Source organism: Cupriavidus sp. UGS-1 (assembly GCF_021213615.1).
Classification (GTDB): Bacteria; Pseudomonadota; Gammaproteobacteria; order Burkholderiales; family Burkholderiaceae; genus Cupriavidus.
Window position 1 is genome coordinate 1 of record NZ_JAJQJF010000031.1, and the last position, 15,458, is coordinate 15,458.

At 69.6% G+C, this 15,458-nt stretch carries 12 protein-coding genes; 6 read left to right on the forward strand and 6 right to left on the reverse strand.

The annotated features are described in order from the left end of the window. Nucleotides 1–952, forward strand: a 952-nt coding sequence (locus tag LRR16_RS23955; RefSeq protein WP_232207312.1) for a pseudouridine synthase, incomplete at its 5' end; no start/stop codon positions are given. Between the two features lie 65 nt (nucleotides 953–1,017). On the opposite strand, the gene def is transcribed toward LRR16_RS23955, so the two are convergent. The 6 genes from def to LRR16_RS23985 form a co-directional block, all read right to left on the reverse strand. Continuing rightward, on the reverse strand, nucleotides 1,018–1,554 hold the full coding sequence (gene def / locus LRR16_RS23960) for a peptide deformylase (protein WP_006579164.1): 537 nt from the start codon (nucleotides 1,552–1,554) through the stop codon (nucleotides 1,018–1,020). 168 nt (nucleotides 1,555–1,722) lie between these two features. Further along, nucleotides 1,723–2,190, reverse strand: a complete 468-nt coding sequence (locus LRR16_RS23965; protein ID WP_232207313.1) for a hypothetical protein — start codon at nucleotides 2,188–2,190, stop codon at nucleotides 1,723–1,725. Nucleotides 2,191–2,331: 141 nt separating this feature from the next. Next, nucleotides 2,332–4,515 (reverse strand): NAD-dependent DNA ligase LigA, encoded by a 2,184-nt coding sequence (gene ligA / locus LRR16_RS23970; RefSeq protein ID WP_232207314.1) that lies wholly within the window; start codon nucleotides 4,513–4,515, stop codon nucleotides 2,332–2,334. 77 nt (nucleotides 4,516–4,592) lie between these two features. After that, nucleotides 4,593–5,969 (reverse strand): cell division protein ZipA C-terminal FtsZ-binding domain-containing protein, encoded by a 1,377-nt coding sequence (locus tag LRR16_RS23975; protein WP_232207315.1) that lies wholly within the window; start codon nucleotides 5,967–5,969, stop codon nucleotides 4,593–4,595. A gap of 73 nt (nucleotides 5,970–6,042) precedes the next feature. Beyond that, on the reverse strand, nucleotides 6,043–9,558 hold the full coding sequence (smc, locus tag LRR16_RS23980; RefSeq protein WP_232207316.1) for a chromosome segregation protein SMC: 3,516 nt from the start codon (nucleotides 9,556–9,558) through the stop codon (nucleotides 6,043–6,045). Nucleotides 9,559–9,860: 302 nt separating this feature from the next. Continuing rightward, a complete protein-coding gene (locus LRR16_RS23985) occupies nucleotides 9,861–10,847 on the reverse strand; it encodes a DMT family transporter (protein WP_064577148.1) in 987 nt (328 codons plus the stop codon). 232 nt (nucleotides 10,848–11,079) lie between these two features. On the opposite strand from LRR16_RS23985, the gene dapC reads away from it, so the two are divergent. The 5 genes from dapC to dapE all read left to right on the forward strand — a co-directional run bounded on the left by dapC (nucleotide 11,080) and on the right by dapE (nucleotide 15,425). After that, a complete protein-coding gene (gene dapC / locus LRR16_RS23990; protein WP_232207317.1) occupies nucleotides 11,080–12,291 on the forward strand; it encodes a succinyldiaminopimelate transaminase in 1,212 nt (403 codons plus the stop codon). A 101-nt stretch (nucleotides 12,292–12,392) separates the two neighbouring features. Further along, on the forward strand, nucleotides 12,393–13,220 hold the full coding sequence (gene dapD / locus LRR16_RS23995; protein WP_232207318.1) for a 2,3,4,5-tetrahydropyridine-2,6-dicarboxylate N-succinyltransferase: 828 nt from the start codon (nucleotides 12,393–12,395) through the stop codon (nucleotides 13,218–13,220). Between the two features lie 124 nt (nucleotides 13,221–13,344). After that, a complete protein-coding gene (locus LRR16_RS24000; protein ID WP_006578819.1) occupies nucleotides 13,345–13,719 on the forward strand; it encodes a hypothetical protein in 375 nt (124 codons plus the stop codon). A gap of 87 nt (nucleotides 13,720–13,806) precedes the next feature. Next, nucleotides 13,807–14,160 carry an ArsC family reductase gene (locus LRR16_RS24005; protein WP_232207319.1) on the forward strand — a complete coding sequence of 118 codons (354 nt, stop codon included), beginning with the start codon at nucleotides 13,807–13,809 and terminating at the stop codon, nucleotides 14,158–14,160. A gap of 83 nt (nucleotides 14,161–14,243) precedes the next feature. After that, a complete protein-coding gene (gene dapE, locus LRR16_RS24010; protein ID WP_232207320.1) occupies nucleotides 14,244–15,425 on the forward strand; it encodes a succinyl-diaminopimelate desuccinylase in 1,182 nt (393 codons plus the stop codon). The last annotated feature ends 33 nt before the right edge of the window (nucleotides 15,426–15,458 follow it).

The following is a 15,458-nucleotide window of genomic DNA, read 5'->3' on the forward strand; positions in this document are numbered from 1 at the left end:
CCCGCAGGCCGAGGCCGGCGACATGCGCCCGGCCCGCTCAGGCTTCGGCGCCGGCACCGGGCGCGCGCCCAAACCCGGCAGCGACCGTGTGCGAGACGACGCGCGGCGCCCCGCTCCAACGCGCAGCCCGGCCCGCCCGCCGTCGAACGCGCATGCCGCCGGCTCGGCGCACGAGCACGATGGCCTGGTGCGCCTGTCCAAGCGGATGTCCGAACTGGGCCTGTGCTCGCGCCGCGAGGCCGACGAATGGATTCCGCGCGGCTGGGTGCTGGTCGACGGCAAGCCCGTGACCGAGCTCGGCACGCGCATCCGCCCGGACGCGACGATCGAGATCCATCAGGCCGCCCGTTCCGAGCAAGGGGAGCGTGTCACGGTGCTGCTGCACAAGCCGGTCGGCTATGTATCCGGCCAGGCCGAGGAAGGCTATCAGCCGGCGGCCACGCTGTTCACTGCCGAGAACCAGTGGGAAAGCGATCCGACCCGCAAACGCTATGCGCCCTGGCAACACAAGGGCCTGGCCCCGGCCGGACGCCTGGACATCGATTCGACCGGCCTGCTGGTGCTGACACAGGACGGCCGCATCGCCCGCCAGCTGATCGGCGAGGACTCGAACATCGAGAAGGAATACCTGGTGCGGGTGGTCTGGGAGGATGCGCCCGATGGTCCGGTCGAGCGCAATGTCTCGGCCGTGTTCCCCGCCGAGCGGCTGGACAGGCTGCGCCACGGCCTGTCGCTCGACGGCGAGCCGCTGAAGCCCGCCAAGGTCAGCTGGCAGAACGAGGAACAGCTGCGTTTCGTGCTGCGCGAAGGCAAGAAGCGGCAGATCCGCCGGATGTGCGAGCAGGTCGGCCTGAAGGTGGTCGGACTGAAGCGCGTCCGCATGGGCCGCATCGTGCTGGGCGACCTGCCGGTCGGCCAGTGGCGCTTCCTCGGGCCGTTCGAGAAGTTCTGACGGCAATACTGGGACCGGCGGGACCGGCGGGACCGGCGCCCACGCCGGCCCGGCGATGACCGCCGTCAATCGTCCGACTGCACCCCGTTCAGCTCGGGAAACAGCACTTCGGTAAAGCCGAACTTGCTGAAGTCCTTGACCCGCATCGGATACAGGATGCCGCGCAGGTGGTCGCATTCGTGCTGCACCACGCGCGCATGGAAGCCCTCGGCAACGCGCTCGATGCGCTGCCCCATCAGGTCGAAGCCGGTATAGCGCAGGCTGGTATGGCGCGGCACCATGCCGCGCAGGCCGGGCACCGACAGGCAACCCTCCCAGCCGTCCTCCATCTCGTCGGACAGCGGCGTCAGTTCCGGATTGATCAGCACCGTCTTGGGCACCTGCGGCGCATCGGGATAGCGCGGGTTGCGCTCGAAGCCGAAGATCACGACCTGCAGGTCCACGCCGATCTGCGGCGCGGCCAGCCCGGCGCCATTGGCGTGGTCCATCGTGTCGAACATGTCCTCGATCAGCGTGCGGAGTTCTGGAGTATTGAAGCGCTGGACCGGGCGGGCGGCCTGCAGCAGCCGGGGGTCGCCCATTTTCAGAATGTCTCGAATCATTGCTTGTCCTCTGCTCGGGCGGCCGGGGGTCGTACCGGCTGCCGCATGCGGTGGTGCTCCACCTGAATCCGGTCGATTATAGCCAGCGCTGCTGCCGGCGGCCGATGGGACCGATGGGGCAGATCGGGGCGATTGGGCCGCACGGGCGCCCGCCCCGGGGATCCGCGCTCACGCCGCAAAGATGCGGTCCACGTCGACGTCGATCGAGCGCAAACGCTCGCGCGGCACATGCGGCGCCAGATAGCGCAGCATCGTTTGCCCGCGCGACTCCAGCGCCGGACAGCCGAACGTCCACTGCTTGTCGCCGTCCCACATGTCCAGCAGCGGCGAAAACAGGTTCGCGACGATCTGCCGGATGCGATCGAGCCACGACGCCTGCGACGGCGCGGACGACACGCGGCACGCGAGACGTCCGGCGGGCCGCTCGACGCTGCCCCGGAGAGACTTGATGGTGTGCAGGATGCCGGTATCCGCGGCGGCGAAATACGCGAGCCGGAACGTCTGGCCGCGAAACACGAAGGCCTGCTCGTGCCGCTGCGACGGCTGCTGCCGGAAACGCTCGCGCAAGCCGTCGAGCTTGACGCGGACGGCCAGCCAATCGGCGCATGATGGGTGGCTTGCTGCGATCGAAGCCATGGGTCTCTCCTGGTGGTGGGAAGAACCCGGCGAGGTTAGCCGCGCGGCAGAGGCCGGTTCTTCCGGAATCGGCCGTGCCCCTTTGCTTTGCTGACCGGCGCTCCGGCGTCTCACTGGACGGCGCCGGCGGCCGCTTCGGCCTCAGCGTCCCGCCACCCCCTGCTGCTGGAGCAGCGCCATCATGCCGGCCTCGTCCAGTACCGGCACGCCGAGCTCCTGCGCCTTGGCCAGCTTGCTGCCCGCCTCTTCGCCGGCCACCACGTAATCGGTCTTCTTCGACACCGAGCCCGCGACCTTGGCGCCGGCCGCTTCCAGCCTCTCCTTGGCCTCCTCGCGCGACAGCGTCGGCAGGGTGCCGGTCAGCACGAAGGTCTTGCCCGCCAGCGGCGCCGGCGCGCGCGCGGCCGGCTCGCTCTCGGGCCAGTGCACGCCGGCGGCGCGCAGCTGCTCGATGACCTCGACGTTGTGCGCCTCGGCAAAGAAATGCGCGATCGACTGCGCGACCACCGGACCGACGTCGTTGACCTCCAGCAGTGCGGCCTCGTCGGCCGCCATCAGCCCGTCGAGCTTGCCGAAATGCCGCGCCAGGTCCTTGGCGGTCGCCTCGCCGACATGGCGGATGCCCAGCGCGAAGATGAAGCGGTTCAGCGTGGTGGCGCGCGACGCGTCGATCGCGGCAACCAGATTGCCGGCCGACTTGTCGGCCATGCGGTCCAGCGCCGCCAGCTTGGCCACGCCGAGCTTGTACAGGTCGGCCGGCGTACGGACGATGCCCTGCTCGACCAGCTGGTCGACCACCTTTTCGCCGAGCCCTTCGATATCCATCGCGCGGCGCTGCGCGAAATGCAGCAGCGCCTGCTTGCGCTGCGCGGCACAGATCAGCCCGCCGGTGCAGCGCGCGATCGCCTCGTCCTCGAGCCGCTCGATATTGGAGCCGCACACCGGGCACGCGGTCGGCATCGTGAACGGCCTCGCATCGGCCGGCCGGCGCTCGGGCACCACCGCGACCACTTCGGGAATCACGTCGCCGGCGCGGCGCACGATCACGGTGTCGCCAATGTGCACGTCCTTGCGGCGGACCTCGTCCTCGTTGTGCAGCGTGGCATTGGTCACCGTGACGCCGCCGACGAACACCGGCGCGAGCCGCGCCACCGGCGTGATCGCGCCGGTGCGGCCCACCTGGACCTCGATGTCCTCGACCACGGTGGTCATTTCCTGCGCCGGAAACTTGTGCGCGAGCGCAAAGCGCGGCGCGCGCGAAACGAAGCCCAGCCGCTCCTGCTCCTCGACCGCATTGACCTTGTAGACCACGCCGTCGATGTCGTACGGCAGGCTGTCGCGCTTGGCGCCGACGCCGCGATAGAAGCCGAGCAACCCCTGCGCGCCCTTGACCACGTCGCGCTCGGCGCAGACCGGCAGGCCGAGCGCAGCGAAGCGTTTCAGCAGCGCCTCATGGGTGGCCGGACGCGGCTCGCCATCCAGCTCGCCCAGGCCATAGGCGAAGAACGACAGCGGACGGCGCGCGGTGATGCGCGGATCGAGCTGGCGCAGGCTGCCGGCCGCGGCATTGCGCGGATTGACGAAGGTCTTTTCGCCGGCCTCGGCCTGGCGCGCATTGAGCTTGTCGAAATCGCGCCGGTACATGAAGACCTCGCCACGCACCTCGATCACCGCCGGCGCGCCGGCCTTCAGCTTCAACGGAATCGCCTTGATCGTGCGCACATTGGCGGTCACGTCCTCGCCGGTCTCGCCATCGCCACGCGTGGCGGCCTGTACCAGCCGGCCGTTCTCGTAGCGCAGCGACATCGCCAGCCCGTCGAACTTCAGCTCGCAGGCGTATTCGACCGCATCGGCGGCCGAGAACAGGTCGGCGGTGCCCTCGGCGGCCACCGTGCGGCCCAGGCCCTGCGCGCAGCGGCGATCGAAACCGATCACGTCGTCGTCGTCGAACGCATTGTTCAGCGACAGCATCGGCAGCCGATGCCGCACCGTCGCGAACGCCGTCAGCGGCTGGCCGCCGACGCGCTGGGTCGGCGATTCGGGGCTCAAGAGTTCGGGATGCGCGGCCTCGAGCTCCTGCAGCTCGCGGAACAGCGCGTCGTACTCGGCGTCCGGAATGGTCGGCGCGTCGAGCACGTAATACTGGTAGTTGTGGTGCTCGATCTGCTCGCGCAGCCAGTCGGCGCGCGCGGCGGGGGCGTCGGGCTTGTCGGCGGAATTGTCGGGACGCGCGGCTTCGGCTGCGTCGGCCGCGTCGGCTGCATTGGCCGCAGCGGTCCGCGGCGCGTCGGCCGGAGTGGGAGCGCCGTGTTTCTTTGCTGGCATGGGCGTGGGCGGTACGAAAAAGCGGGCGGGAAGGCTGACGGCGAAAGCGGACCGCAAGAACGGCGCAGATCCGCCCGTCAGCTGCTGAACAGGCGCAATGCCACCGGCGACCCGGCCGGCATGCCGCGCGCCTCGAGCTTGTCGTACAGCGCCTGCAGCTGCTGGAAGATCGCGACGAACGACGTCTCGGTCAGCGGCCGGTGATTGTCGTCGACCAGCCGCGCACCCATCCGCTGAGCCAGGCTGTCACCGTATTCGCACATCGTCTTCAGCGGCTTGACCGCCTGCGAGGCCTGCGGCACGTCCAGCAGCAACGTGATCTGGCTGCCCGCCTTGACCGTCAGGTCGTCGCGCAGGAAGTTGGTATCGCCGAACTGCAGCGTGAACAGCGCACGCTGGATGCCGTCGGGGCCGGCCTGGTAGCGGGTGAAGCGGGTGCCGTCGCGCGACAGCACCAGGCCGTCCTGGGTGGCGACGTTCTGCACATAGGCGGCCGACCACGGCGCGCCATCGGACACCACATTGACGCCCAGCTGCACGTCGCAGGCGGCCGCGAAGCTGTCGAGCTCGCGCGCGTTGGCGACGGTCTCGGTCATGTCCGGCAGCTCGGCCGACGCGTCGAGCGATTCGGCCAGCGCCTCGACCGCGTTGACGAACTCGGAGAACTCCAGCGCGTTCAGCGGGCCGCCGCGATTGGCCAGCTGCACCGCGACCTGCAGGTCCTCGTACTGATGGCCGGCGGTCACCGGCTCCCAGGCGTTGGCCGGCTCGTACAGGCCCTCGATATGGACCTGCTTGGTGCCGGCGCGGCGCAGGCGGCCGGTCAGCGGCAGGATGCGGTCACCCGAGGCCTTGCGCTCCAGATGCAGCGGCACGATGCAGTCGATCAGCGGATCGATGACCGCGGGCCTGGGCTGGCCGTCGGCCACGATCGGCTCGGCCGCCGGTTCGGGCTGCGGCGCCGCGGCCGCTGCGGGAGCCCGTGCCGGAGCCTGTGCCGTAGCCTGTGCCGCAGCCGGTGTGGGCGCCTCGCCGGCGTCGGCCTGCGTATCCTGGCCGGTATGCGGGGCGGCGTGCGCGCCGGGAACGCGGGCGGATGGCGCGCTGCGCGCGATGCCGTCGGCGACCTCCTCGGCCAGCAGCTCGTCGGCATCGGCGCTGCCGGCCACCAGCGGCGACGCGGCCTGGGCGGCCTGCGCATCGTCATCGAGCGGCGGCACCGACAGCTTCGGCTCCTTGCGCTGGATCGTTTCGGGACGCGGCGGCTCGTGCAGCTTGGCACTGACCTCGGGCTTGATGTCCTCGCCGACGACCGGCTCGCGCATCGGCGGCAGGTCGTCCTCCGGTTGCAGCGCGCGTGGCCGGCGCGACTTGCGGATCTGCCATTGGTTGTAGGCCACCACCAGCAGCAGCAGCACGATGCCGGCGACGACGAGCGCGGTTTGCAGATCCATTACGCGCGCCCTCCACGGTTCAGCGGAAACGCCTGCCGGGACTTGACCCCATGCGTCAATCGAATCGATCCGCTCATGCCGCCTCCGCCATCGAAACGGCCGCGTCCATGTCGACGGCAACGATCCGCGACACCCCCTGCTCCTGCATCGTGACGCCGATCAGCTGGTGCGCCATTTCCATTGCGATCTTGTTGTGTGAGATGAAGACGAACTGCGTCTTGTCGGACATGCGCGCGACCATATTGGCGTAGCGCTCGGTATTGGCGTCGTCCAGCGGCGCGTCGACCTCGTCCAGCAGACAGAACGGCGCCGGATTCAGCTGGAACATCGCGAACACCAGCGCGATCGCGGTCAGCGCCTTTTCGCCGCCCGACAGCAGGTGGATCGTCGAGTTCTTCTTGCCCGGGGGCTGGGCCATCACCTGCACGCCGGCATCGAGGATCTCCTCGCCGGTCATGATCAGCCTGGCCTGGCCGCCGCCGAACAGCTGCGGGAACAGCTCGCCGAAATGATGATTGACCTGGTCGAACGTGCCTTGCAGCAGCGCGCGCGTTTCCTGATCGATCTTGTGGATCGCGTCTTCCAGCGTCTGGATCGCGTCGTTCAGGTCGGCCGACTGCGCGTCGAGGAAGGTCTTGCGCTCGCGCGCGGCCGCCAGTTCCTCGAGCGCGGCCATGTTGACCGGGCCCAGCGCGTTGATCGCGTTGTTGATCCGCGTGACTTCGCCCTGCAGATACGAGGGCTTCATGTCGCCGTTGAGCTTGCCGGCCAGCGCGGCCTCGTCGACCTCGGCCGCGGCCAGCTGCTCGGCGAACTGCTCCTGCGCCAGGCGTGCCGCCTGCTCCTTCAGCTGCAGTTCGGTGATGCGGTCGCGCAGCGGTTGCAGGCTGCGCTCGGCGGCCAGCCGCTGCTCGTCGGACTGGCGCAGCTGCGCCGACAGCGCGTCGAGCTCGATGCGGGCCGCGGCCAGCTTCTGCTCGCGTTCGGCACGCAGCTCCAGCGCTTCCTGCAGGCCGGTATGCGCGGTCTGCTCGTTGATCGTTTCCAGCTCGGCGCGCGCGTTCTCCAGCGATTCGGCGATGCGCTCGCTCTGGTCGCCGGCGACCTGGATATTGCGGCGCAGCTCGTCGATGCGGGCCGCCAGATTGCGCTCGGCGAACACGGCCTCCTGCGCGGCGCGTTCCAGATCGCGCAGCTGCTGGCGCGCGTCGGACAGCTTCGCATCCAGCGCTTCGTAGGCCATCTGGTGGTCTTCGTGCGCGGCCTGCATCTCGGCCAGCTCGGTATCGTGCCGCTCGAAGTTCGCCTCGGATTCGGCCTTCAGCGCGCGCTGTTCGTCGATCTGCGCGGCGATTTCCTCCAGTTCCTCGCGGATCTGGCTGCTGCGCGCGGCGTAGCGCTCCATCGCCTGCGACAGCTTGAGCACGTCCATCTGCAGCCCGTGGACGCGCCGCGTGACGCGCTCGCTGTCGGCGCGCGCTTCCACCAGCTTGCGGCTGCCCTCGGTATAGGCGGCCTCGGCACGTACCGCCTGCGCCTTGGCCTCGTCGGCCAGCAGCGTCTGCGCGCGGGCCTGCTTCTGCAGATTCTCGATTTCCTGCTCGCGCGCCAGCATGCCGGCCTGCTCGGAGTCGGCGGCATACAGATGCACCGAGCTGCGGCCGACCAGATGGCCCTCGGCGACGACGAAGGTCGCGCCCTCCGGCAGGCTGGCGCGGGCGGCCAACGCCTGCTCCATGTCGTCGGCGGTGTAGACGTCGGCCAGCCAGTCCTGCATCACGGCGCGGATGCCCGGCTCGGTGATCTGCAGCAGCGACATCAGCGGGCGCAGTCCGGCCGGCGCCTCGCCCGGGCGTGCCGCGGGCGGCGGCGCATAGAACGCCAGCTTGGCGGGCGGCGCGTCGGTCAGCAGGCCCTTGACCCAGTCGAGGCTGGAGACTTCCAGCGCGGCCAGCTTTTCGCGCAGCACCGACTCGAGCGCGTTTTCCCAGCCCGGTTCGATATGGATCTTCTTCCACAGGCGCGGCAGTTCGGCCAGACCGTGCCTGGCCAGCCAGGGCTGGACCTTGCCTTCGCTCTGCACGTTCTCCTGCAGCTGGCGCAGCGCGGCCAGGCGCGCCTCCAGCGCCGCGATCGCCGCCGCTTCGCTCTGCACGCGCTCCTGCGCGGCGCGGCGTTGCGCATCGAGCCGCGGCAGATTGTCCTCGGCCTCGGCCAGCGCGGCCTGCGCGTCCTCGAGCATCGCCTCGTGTTCGGCCAGCTCGGCGCGCAATTCCTCCAGCCTGACGTCGTCGGGCCGGTCCAGGCCCTTTTCCTCGCCGGACAGGCGTTCGCGGCGCTGCTCCAGCTGCTGCAGCATCTGGTCGGCGTTGCGCTGGTGCGCGGCCTCGAGCTTGAGCGCCTGCTCGGCCTGCATGATGCCGGTGCGCTGCTCGTTCAGCAGCGCCTGCGCGTCGCGCCATTGGGCTTCCAGCGTCGGCAGCGCTTCGCTCTGCTGCTCGACCGCCTGCTGCGCCTCGATGGTGCGGCCCTCGGCCAGCGCCAGTTCTTCTTCGGCCTGCTCGAGTTCGTCGCTGGCCTGCTGGGCCTTGGCCTGCCACTGCTCGCGCTGCGCCGTCAGCGCGGCGATCTGCGCCTGCACGCGGTTGCGCGATTCGACCACATAGCGGATCTCGGCCTCGAGCTTGCTGACCTCGGTATTGGCCTCGTAGAGCGCGCCCTGGGCGGCGTGCATGCCGTCGGAAGCGGCGTAGTGCGCGGCGCGCAGCGTCTCCAGCTCGGCCTCGACGTGGCGCAGCTGCGCGGTCTGCGCTTCCAGGTCGATCTGCGCCTGCTCGATCGCGCGCTGATGGCGTTCCTGCTCGGCCAGCGCCTCGCGCTTGCGCAGCAGCCACAGCAGATGCTGCTTCTCCTCGCCCTCGGCCTGCAGCGCCTTGAAGCGCTGCGCGACCTCGGCCTGGCCCTCGAGCTTGTCGAGGTTGGCCGACAACTCGCGCAGGATGTCCTCGACGCGGGTCAGGTTCTCGCGCGTGTCCGACAGCCGGTTCTCGGTCTCGCGGCGGCGTTCCTTGTATTTGGACACGCCGGCCGCTTCCTCGAGGAAGATCCGCATGTCGTCGGGCTTGGCCTCGATGATCCGCGAGATCATGCCCTGGCCGATGATCGCGTAGGCGCGCGGCCCCAGGCCGGTGCCCAGGAAGATGTCCTGGATGTCGCGCCGGCGCACCGGCTGGTTGTTGATGTAGTAGGACGAGGTGCCGTCGCGGGTCAGCACGCGCTTGACCGCGATCTCGGCGTACTGGCTCCACTGCCCGGCGGCGCGGCCCTCGGCGTTGTCGAACACCAGCTCGACGCTGGCGCGCCCGGCCGGCTTGCGCGCGGTGGAACCGTTGAAGATGACGTCCTGCATCGACTCGCCACGCAGCTCGGAGGCGCGGGACTCGCCGAGCACCCAGCGCACCGCGTCGATGATGTTGGACTTGCCGCAGCCGTTGGGACCGACGATGCCGACCAGTTGGCCGGGCACTTGGAAATTGGTGGGATCGACAAAGGACTTGAAGCCCGCCAGCTTGATCGAGGACAGTCGCACGGTTGGTCTTGAATGGGTTCGAATCCGTGGTGAGGCACGCCCGGGAGCGGCACCCAGAAAGGCCGGACAGCGTGCGCGACGCCCTGTGCCGACGTGCCGCCCGCACCGCATTCGTCGCGTACTTGTGCCCGAAAATTGGCGCTAATCATACCATCGGTGTGACGCCGTCCAGCCGGATTTACCGGCAGTTACGGGGCCGTTGCCGGCCGCTTCCCGCGCCATCCGGGCGGCATCCCGGCCGCACCGGCCGGGTCTTGCGGCGCTGCCGCGGCACGCCGGTGCCGGGCCGCCGATGGCGGCGCCTACTGCCCTTGCAGCCCGGCGCAACCCGCGCCATCGGCCGCCCGCGCCCGCGCCGGCCCGCTGCGGCGGTGCACCAGGCCCGACAGAGCGCCGGCCGCCACGATGCACAGGCCGCCGGCCGCCTCCTTCCAGCTCAGCGTCTCGGTCGCCAGCCACCACGAGGACACCGCGGCGACCACAATCTCGAACAGCATCAGCAGCGAGACCCGGTTGGCCGGCAGGTGCTGCAGGCCGTACTGGACGATGGCGTTGCCGACCACCAGCGTGGCCGCCAGGCCCAGCACCAGCAGCGGGGCCGCCACGCGGGCCTCGGGCGCGATCGCCACCGCGCCGGCGTCCAGCCACAGCGCGGCGACGCCGCCGACCAGCGTGCCGCCGCCGAACACCATCAGCGTGCGCAGCCGCGCGTCCATCTCGGGAAAGCGCTGGCCGGCGCGGCGCGACAGCACGTTGTTGAACGCGAACGCGATGCCGGCGACCAGACCGGCCCATTCGGCGGCGTCGCGCGGCAGCGGCACGCCGACCTCGGGCGTCCACAGCATCAGGCCGGCGCCGAACATCGCCAGCGCGACCAGCACCAGCCCCGCCGGCGAGACCCGTTCGCCGATCAGCAGCCGCGCGACCAGCACGGTCCACACGGGGGTCAGATAGAACAGCAGCAGCACCCGCATCACGTGGCCGTGGACGCTGCCCCAGACGAAGCCGGCATTGGTGACGCCGGCCGCCAGCGCGATCGCGACGAACAGCCACGACCAGCGCAGCCCGCGCAATTGCCGCCGCAGCACCAGCAGCGCCAGCACGGCGGCCACCGCGCTGACCACCGCGGCCGCCTTCATGCCGCCCAGGCCCCAGGCGGCCAGCAGCCGATACGGATACCACGCGATGCCCCACACCGAGGCGCCGAGCAGGATCGACAGGGAAGCCTTGAAGGTATCGGTATCGGCATGGGCGGTGCCGGGCTGCGCGTTGGTGTTGGAATGACTCATGAAATGAAAAGCACGGACTGGCGGCACCCGGGAAACGATGCCTGACATGGATCTGGATCGATTTGAGCGATGCGGGAGCCCGATCGTGGCCGGGACACCCGCGGGCCGCCGGTCCCTCGGCGCGGCGCCTCGTCCCCAGCCTCGTCCCCAGCCTCGTCCCCAGCCTCGTCCCCAGCCTCGTCCCCGGGCTCGTCCCTTATAATGCTGCGTTTCGACAGGCCTTCGACCCATCATGAACCCGCGTCTCGATTTGCTGCAGCCCTACCCGTTCGAGAAACTGAAGGCCCTGTTTGCGGGAATCGAGCCGAACGGTGCGCTGCGGCCGATCAGTTTCGGCATTGGCGAGCCCAAGCATCCGACCCCGCGCTTCATCCGCGATGCGCTGGCCGAGTCGCTTGGCGGGCTGGCGAATTATCCCACAACGGCCGGTTCCGACCCGCTGCGCCAATGCATCGCCGGCTGGCTGGAACGGCGCTACGGACTGCCCCGCATCGACCCCGCCAGCCAGGTGCTGCCGGTCACCGGCTCGCGCGAGGCGCTGTTCGCCTTCGCCCAGACCGTGGTCGACGGCACCCGCCCCGGCGCGCTGGTGCTGTGCCCGAACCCCTTCTATCAGATCTACGAGGGCGCCGCGCTGCTGGCCGGCGCCACGCCGGTGTTCGCCAACAGCGATCCGGCGCGCAACTTCGCGCCGGCGTTCGACCGCATTGCCGACGATGTCTGGCCGCGCGTGCAGCTGGTCTATGTCTGCTCGCCGGGCAATCCGACCGGCGCGGTGCTGTCGCTGGAGGACTGGCGCCGGCTGTTCGCGCTGTCCGACCGCCACGGCTTCGTGATCGCTTCCGACGAGTGCTATTCCGAAATCTATTTCGATGAAGGCAAGCCGCCGCTGGGCGCGCTCGAGGCGGCGCACCGGCTGGGGCGCGGCTTCGAGCGGCTGGTGATGTTCTCCAGCCTGTCCAAGCGTTCGAACGTGCCGGGGCTGCGCTCGGGCTTCGTCGCCGGCGACGCGGCGCTGCTGGGCCGCTTCCTGCTGTATCGCACCTATCATGGCGGCGCGATGAACCCGGCGGTGCAGAGCGCCAGCGTCGCGGCCTGGAACGACGAGGCCCATGTGCGCGAGAACCGCGCCGCCTATGTCGCCAAGTTCGCCGAGGTCACGCCGATGCTGGCCCAGGTGCTCGACGTCGCGCTGCCCGACGCGGGCTTCTATCTGTGGGCCGATGTCTCGCGCACCGGCCTATCCGACACCGAGTTCGCCGCGCGGCTCTATGCCGAGCAGCACCTGACCGTGCTGCCGGGCAGCTACCTGGCGCGCGAGACCGACGGCATCAATCCCGGCGCCAACCGCGTGCGGATGGCGTTGGTGGCGACGCCCGAGGAATGCCGCGAGGGTGCCGAGCGCATCGTCGCCTTCTGCCGGGGCCTGGCGCGCCGCGGCTGAACCGAATCCAGTCCGAACCCCTATTGACCGCCATGCGCGCTCCCGCGCGGCGGCCACGAATTCAACCACGATCAACCACGACAACACGCGAAGAAACGCATATGACGCAAGCACTGCAAGCTCTGATCGACCAGGCCTGGGAAGACCGCGCCAGCCTGTCGCCCAAGTCCGCCCCGGCCGACATCCGCGAAGCGGTGGCCACGGTGATCGGCCAGCTCGACGCGGGCACCCTGCGCGTGGCCGAGAAGCAAGGCAAGGACTGGATCGTCAACCAGTGGGTCAAGAAGGCGGTGCTGCTGTCGTTCCGCCTCGAGGACAACGTGCCGATGGCCGCCGGCGGCTTCGCGCAGTTCTACGACAAGGTGCCGACCAAGTTCGCCAACTGGTCCGCCGACGATTTCGCCAAGGCGGGCTTTCGCGTGGTGCCGCCGGCGGTGGCCCGCCGCGGCTCGTTCATCGCGAAGAACGCGGTGCTGATGCCCTCGTACGTCAACATCGGCGCCTATGTCGATGAAGGCACGATGGTCGATACCTGGGCCACCGTCGGTTCGTGCGCGCAGATCGGCAAGAACGTGCACCTGTCGGGCGGCGTCGGCATCGGCGGCGTGCTCGAGCCGCTGCAGGCCAACCCGGTGATCATCGAGGACAACTGCTTCATCGGCGCCCGTTCGGAAATCGTCGAGGGCGTGATCGTCGAGGAGAACTCGGTGATCTCGATGGGCGTCTACCTGGGCCAGTCGACCAAGATCTACGATCGCGAAACCGGCGAGATCCACTACGGCCGCGTGCCGGCGGGCTCGGTGGTGGTGGCGGGCAACCTGCCGTCGAAGGACGGCAAGTACAGCCTGTACTGCGCCGTAATCGTCAAGAAGGTCGACGCGCAGACGCGCGCCAAGACCAGCCTGAACGACCTGCTGCGCGGCGACTGACGGCAGCGCGGTGGCGGCCCGCGGGCCGCCCCCGCTGTCGCTTCTTCCGCCCCCCTCGCCCCGACCGGCGCAGCGCGCCGGCTCCCACGTGAGGTGACCCGTGCCCTCCCTTCGCAAGCGATTCATGGCCCTGGACCCCGCTACCGTCAGCACCGTGCTGTCCCTGCTGCCGACCATTCTCGAGCAGGCCAACAAGACCATCGAGAAATACAAGAAGGGCAAGCGCAAGGACGAGCCGGCCGACGGCACGCCGGCGTCCGATCCGCAGGAGCAGGCGCGCCTGCTCGCGGCGCGCGTCGCCGAGCTCGAGACGGCCGCGATGCAGCAGGCCGAGAACGTCAAGCTGCTGGCCGAACAGCACGCGATCACCATCGACGCGCTGCGCAAGGAAGCGGCGCGGCTGGATCGCCGGCTGCGGCTGATGACCGCGGTGGCGATGGCCGGCTTCGCGCTGGGCCTGCCGGCCCTGGTGATCGCCATCAATCTGCTGCTGCGCTGAACCGGGCTGCGGCTGGCGGCATCGCGCCTCGCGCCGCTGTCGCCATCCCTGGCCGACCCCTCGCCAACGTTTCATTCCTCATTCGCCATGACCGTCCAGCTCTACGGCATCCCGAACTGCGATACCGTCAAGAAAGCCCGCACCTGGCTCGAAACCAACGGCGTCGACTACGCCTTCCACGACTTCAAGAAGCAGGGCGTCGACGAGACGATGCTGCGCCGCTGGCTCGAGCAGGTGCCGCTGTCGCTGCTGCTGAACCGCAAGGGCACCACCTGGCGCGCGCTGCCCGACGCCGACAAGACCCTGGCGGAGGACGCCGACGGCGCGATCGCGCTGATGCAGCGCAGCCCGTCGCTGATCAAGCGGCCGGTGCTCGAACATGACGGCGCGGTCGCGGTCGGCTTTGCCGCGGACCAGTACGCCGAACGTTTCCAGGGCTGAGCCCGAACGCTCGCCGCCTTATCGCCTTATCGCCTTATCGCCTGACCGCCTGACCGTCCGACCGCTTCCCCCACATCCGCGCCATGACCGCCAACGCCCCCGCAACGCCCGCCGCCAATCCCACGCTGGCGCTGACCGAAGACCTGATCCGCCGCCAGTCGGTGACCCCCGCCGACGAAGGCTGCCAGGCCGTGCTGCAGGCGCGGCTGTCCGCGCTCGGCTTCACCTGCGAATCGCTGGTCAGCGGCCCGGACTCGTTCCGCGTGACCAATCTATGGGCGGTCAAGCGCGGCCGGCTGGGGACCGGTGGCAAGCTGCTGACGTTCGCCGGCCACACCGACGTGGTGCCGACCGGCCCGCTCGAACAATGGACCTCGCCGCCGTTCGAGCCGACCCATCGCGACGGCAAGCTGTACGGCCGCGGCGCGGCCGACATGAAGACGTCGATCGCGGGCTTCGTGGTGGCGATCGAGGAATTCCTGCAGGCCCATCCAGACCATGCCGGCTCGATCGCGCTCCTGATCACCAGCGACGAGGAAGGGCCGGCCCACGACGGCACCGTCAAGGTCGTGCAGGCACTGCAGGCGCGCGGCGAACGGCTCGATTACTGCGTGGTTGGCGAGCCGACCTCGGTCGATACGCTCGGCGACATGGTCAAGAACGGCCGGCGCGGCTCGCTGTCCGGCAAGCTGACCGTCAAGGGCGTGCAGGGCCATATCGCCTATCCGCACCTGGCGCGCAACCCGATCCATCTGGCCGCGCCGGCGCTGGCCGAACTGGTCGGCGAACGCTGGGACGACGGCAACGCGTATTTCCCGCCCACCACCTGGCAGATGTCGAACATCCACGCGGGCACCGGCGCGACCAACGTGATCCCCGGCCACGTGACGATCGACTTCAACTTCCGCTTCTCGACGGCCAGCACGCCCGAGCAGCTGAAGGCGCGCGTGCACGCGATCCTCGATCGCCACGGGCTCGAATACCAGCTCGACTGGACGCTCGGCGGCGAACCGTTCCTGACGCCGCGCGGCGAGCTGTCCGAGGCGATGGCCGCGGCGATCGCGGCCGAGACCGGCGTGCAGACCGAGCTGTCGACCACCGGCGGCACCTCGGACGGCCGCTTCATCGCGAAGATCTGCCCGCAGGTGATCGAGTTCGGCCCACCCAACGCCAGCATCCACAAGATCGACGAGCACGTCGACGTGCGCTTCATCGAGCCGCTGAAGAACATCTATCGCGGCGTGCTGGAACGGCTGATCGCCTGAGCGATTCGGCCCCGACCGACCCCTGACCTCTCC